The following is a 3,621-nucleotide window of genomic DNA, read 5'->3' on the forward strand; positions in this document are numbered from 1 at the left end:
AAGCGCAGCAGCCGGCCCCGCCGGCGCACGCCGACCACGCGCCGCAGGCCGCCGCGCATCACGACGACAAGCGCGCCCGTCCGGCCGCCGCGGCCGCATCGGGCGCCGAAGGCAGCTCGATCCGCGTCGGCGTCGAGAAGGTCGACCAGCTGATCAACCTGGTCGGCGAGCTCGTGATCACGCAGGCGATGCTCGCGGAAACCGCGAGCGCGTTCGATCCGGCGCTGCACGACCGCCTGTTCAACGGGATGGCGCAGCTCGAGCGCAACGCGCGCGACCTGCAGGAAGCGGTGATGTCGATCCGCATGATGCCGATGGACTACGTGTTCAGCCGCTTCCCGCGTCTCGTGCGCGACCTCGCCGGCAAGCTCGGCAAGCAGGTCGAGCTCGTCACGTTCGGCCAGGCGACCGAGCTCGACAAGAGCCTGATCGAACGGATCATCGATCCGCTCACCCACCTCGTGCGCAACAGCCTCGACCACGGGATCGAGACCGTCGACAAGCGCGTTGCCGCCGGCAAGGACGCGGTCGGCCAGCTCGTGCTGTCGGCCGCGCATCACGGCGGCAACATCGTGATCGAGGTGAGCGACGACGGTGCGGGCCTGAACCGCGAACGCATTCTCGCGAAGGCCGCGAAGCAGGGCATGCAGGTGTCCGACAACATCAGCGACGACGAAGTCTGGCAGCTGATCTTCGCGCCGGGCTTCTCGACGGCCGAGACGGTGACCGACGTGTCGGGCCGCGGCGTCGGGATGGACGTCGTGAAGCGCAACATCCAGTCGATGGGCGGCCACGTCGAGATCACGTCGCTGGCCGGCCGCGGCACGACCACGCGGATCGTGCTGCCGCTCACGCTGGCGATCCTCGACGGGATGTCGGTGAAGGTCGGCAACGAGATCTTCATCCTGCCGCTGAACTTCGTGATGGAGTCGCTGCAGCCGTCGAACGACGACATCTACACGGTCGGCAACGGCGAGCGCGTGGTGCGCGTGCGCGGTGAATACCTGCCGCTCGTCGCGCTGCACGAGGTGTTCTCGGTCGACGATGCGCGCACCGATCCGACGCAGGGGATCGTCACGATCATGGAAACCGAGGGACGCCGCTTCGCGATGCTGATCGACGAGCTGGTGGGCCAGCAGCAGGTGGTCGTGAAGAACCTCGAAACCAATTACCGCAAGGTACACGGCATCTCGGCAGCAACGATCCTCGGCGACGGCAGCGTCGCGCTGATCGTCGACGTCGCGGCGCTGAACCGCGAAACCCGTGCGATGCACGGCGCCCGTGCCGGCGCCGAGCTCGCGATGTTCTGATGTCACTCGCCATTCAACCGATTGGGGGCAAACGTGTCTGCTGAAGTCCAAATGATCAATCCGGCCGCGGCGAACGCGGCAACGAGCCGCCGCGACGCGGAACAAGGCGACGCGACGGGCCAGGAATTCCTCGTGTTCACGCTCGGCGACGAGGAATACGGGATCGACATCCTGAAGGTGCAGGAAATCCGCGGCTACGACAGCGTCACGCGCATCGCGAACGCGCCGGAATTCATCAAGGGCGTGATCAACCTGCGCGGGATCATCGTGCCGATCGTCGACATGCGGATCAAGTTCCATCTCGGCCGCGTCGAGTACGACCACCAGACCGTCGTGATCATCCTGAACGTCGCGCATCGCGTGGTCGGGATGGTGGTCGACGGCGTGTCGGACGTGCTGACGCTGCAGACCGACCAGATCATGCCGGCGCCGGAATTCGGCGCGACGCTGACGACCGAGTACCTGACGGGCCTCGGCACGGTCGACGGCCGGATGCTGATCCTGATGGACATCGAGAAACTGATGTCGAGCCGTGAAATGGCGCTGATCGAGACGCTCGGCGGGTAAGCGCGCCGCGCGCGCAGGAATTTCGGGAGAATCTGCAATGTTGCATAACTGGTCGATCCGCACGACGCTCACGGCGGTCGGACTCATCCTCGTGGCGCTGGCCGCAGCCGTCGGCGGGCTCGGCCTGTACGCGCTGAATCACGCGAGCCGCTCGCTCGACGAGATCGCGCACGTCGACCTGCCGGCGATCCACACGCTCGACGACACGTCGTCGTACCTGCTGCGCGCGCGCGTGTCGCTCGACCGCTTCCGTTCGCTGACGGAAGGCGGCAACACGGCCGAAGCGGCCAAGGTGCTCGACCGTGCGCAGGAGCTGTACACGAAGTCGAACCAGAACTGGCAGGCGTTCCAGTCGACGCCGAAGCTCGGCGTCGAGCAGGCGCTCGTCGACGAACTGACCACGCGCTACACGACGATCGTGAAGGAAGGCGTCGAGCCCGAATTCGCGGCGGCACGCGCGGGCGACATGGCCGCGTACCACGCGGTCGCCGATACCAAGATCAGCCCGATGTTCGTCGCGTACGACCAGGCGGCGTCGGCCGTGATCGCGTCGCTGCAGAAGCGCGCGGAAGATCGCCAGGCCACGACGCAATCGCAGATCTCGCTGATGATCGGGCTGATCGCGGCCGGCATCGCGATCGCGTTCGTCGTCGTGATCGCGATCCGCTTCGCGCTGCGCGGGCTGATCGTGCAGCCGCTCGAGGACGCGATCGCGCACTTCGAGCGCATCGCCGGCGGCGACCTCACGCAGCCGGTCAACGTGTTCAGCACGAACGAGATCGGCCGCCTGTTCGGCGGCATCAAGCGGATGCAGGACGCCGTCACGACGATGGTGCAGGCCGTGCATCGCGGTACCGAGTCGATCGACGTCGGCGCGCGCGAGATCTCGACCGGCAACACCGACCTGTCGCAGCGCACCGAAGAGCAGGCCGCGTCGCTGCAGGAAACCGCGTCGAGCATGGAGCAGCTGACGGGCACCGTGCGGCAGAACGCGGAGAACGCGCGGCAGGCCAGCCAGCTCGCGGTGAACGCATCGGACATCGCGACCCAGGGCGGCGACGTGGTCGGCCAGGTCGTGTCGACGATGCAGGACATCGCGGCGAGCTCGGGCAAGGTCGTCGACATCATCGGCACGATCGAAGGCATCGCGTTCCAGACCAACATCCTCGCGCTGAACGCGGCGGTCGAGGCCGCCCGCGCGGGCGAACAGGGCCGCGGCTTCGCGGTGGTCGCGGGCGAAGTGCGCTCGCTCGCGCAGCGCAGCGCGAGCGCCGCGAAGGAAATCAAGCAGCTGATCGGCGATTCGGCCGAGAAGGTCGAAAGCGGGTCGGCGCTCGTGTCGCGTGCCGGCTCGACGATGGACGAGATCGTGCAGGCCGTGCGCCGCGTGACCGACATCATGGGCGAGATCAGCGCCGCGTCGGAAGAGCAGTCGACCGGCATCGAGCAGGTCAACCGCGCGGTCGGCCAGATGGATTCGGTCACGCAGCAGAACGCGGCGCTGGTCGAGCAGGCGGCCGCCGCGGCCGCGTCGCTCGAGGAGCAGACGCGTCAGATGAAGACGATCGTGTCGGGCTGGCGCGTGATGGGCGGCATCGTGCTCGCGCCGTCGCGCGGCGCTGCACGGCCGGTCGCGCATGCACCGGCAGCCGTGCCGGCGCTGACGTCGGAGCCGCGTTTCGATGCAGCGCCGGTCGCTGCGCTGCCGGCCCCGCAGGCTGCCGCACAGCCGGCACGGCGCGCC

Annotated in this window: 3 protein-coding genes; all 3 read left to right on the plus strand. The window is 68.0% G+C overall.

Annotation, left to right across the window (positions count from 1 at the left end; genetic code table 11):
- On the plus strand, window positions 1–1,310 hold a 1,310-nt coding region (locus BDI24065_RS40645), incomplete at its 5' end, for a chemotaxis protein CheW (RefSeq protein ID WP_175035919.1).
- Window positions 1,311–1,361: 51 nt separating this feature from the next.
- A complete protein-coding gene (gene cheW / locus BDI24065_RS40650) occupies window positions 1,362–1,877 on the plus strand; it encodes a chemotaxis protein CheW (protein ID WP_043185043.1) in 516 nt (171 codons plus the stop codon).
- A 37-nt stretch (window positions 1,878–1,914) separates the two neighbouring features.
- A partial coding sequence (locus BDI24065_RS40655; protein WP_175035920.1) for a methyl-accepting chemotaxis protein occupies window positions 1,915–3,621 on the plus strand: 1,707 nt, incomplete at its 3' end.

It is taken from the genome of Burkholderia lata (assembly GCF_902499025.1).
In the GTDB taxonomy this organism is placed as follows: domain Bacteria; phylum Pseudomonadota; class Gammaproteobacteria; order Burkholderiales; family Burkholderiaceae; genus Burkholderia; species Burkholderia lata_C.